Source organism: Cellulomonas sp. P4_A2 (assembly GCF_056402515.1).
Genome location: NZ_JBFUHG010000048.1, coordinates 1 through 662, shown reverse-complemented (window position 1 = coordinate 662; position 662 = coordinate 1). Strand labels below are relative to the sequence as shown.

Annotated in this window: 1 protein-coding gene; it reads left to right on the top strand. The window is 69.9% G+C overall.

The window, feature by feature from the left end; genetic code table 11:
- Positions 1–6: 6 nt before the first annotated feature.
- Positions 7–662, top strand: a 656-nt coding sequence (locus AC1DUE_RS20005) for a response regulator (RefSeq protein WP_477041160.1), incomplete at its 3' end; no start/stop codon positions are given.

The following is a 662-nucleotide window of genomic DNA, read 5'->3' as shown; positions in this document are numbered from 1 at the left end:
AACGACATCCGTGTCCTGATCGTCGACGATCAGATGATGGTCCGTGAGGGCTTCTCGGTGCTCCTGGGGGCGATGCCGGGCATCGAGGTCGTCGGCGAGGCCGTCGACGGCCGGCAGGCCATCGCCCAGGCCGCCGCGCTGCGGCCCGAYGTGGTGCTGATGGACATCCGSATGCCGGAGCTCAACGGCATCGAGGCGACCCGTGAGATCGTCGCGAACGACGCGGCCGCCAAGGTGCTCGTGCTGACCACGTTCGACCTCGACGAGTACGTGTACSAGGCGCTGCGCGCCGGGGCGTCCGGGTTTCTGCTGAAGGACGCCTCCGCCCGCCAGCTCGCCGACGGGGTACGGGTGGTGGCGGCCGGGGAGGCGCTGCTGGCGCCGACCGTCACGAAGCGGCTGATCACCGAGTTCTCCCGGCTCGCCGGGGCCCCGCGGCCGCCCGCGCTCGCCCGGATCGGCGATCTGACGGAGCGTGAGACGGAGGTGCTCGTACTCATCGCGCAGGGCCTGTCGAACGCGGAGATCGCCTCGCRCCTGGTGGTCGCCGAGTCCACCATCAAGACGCATGAGACGGAGGTGCTCGTACTCATCGCGCAGGGCCTGTCGAACGCGGAGATCGCCTCGCACCTGGTGGTCGCCGAGTCCACCATCAAGACGCA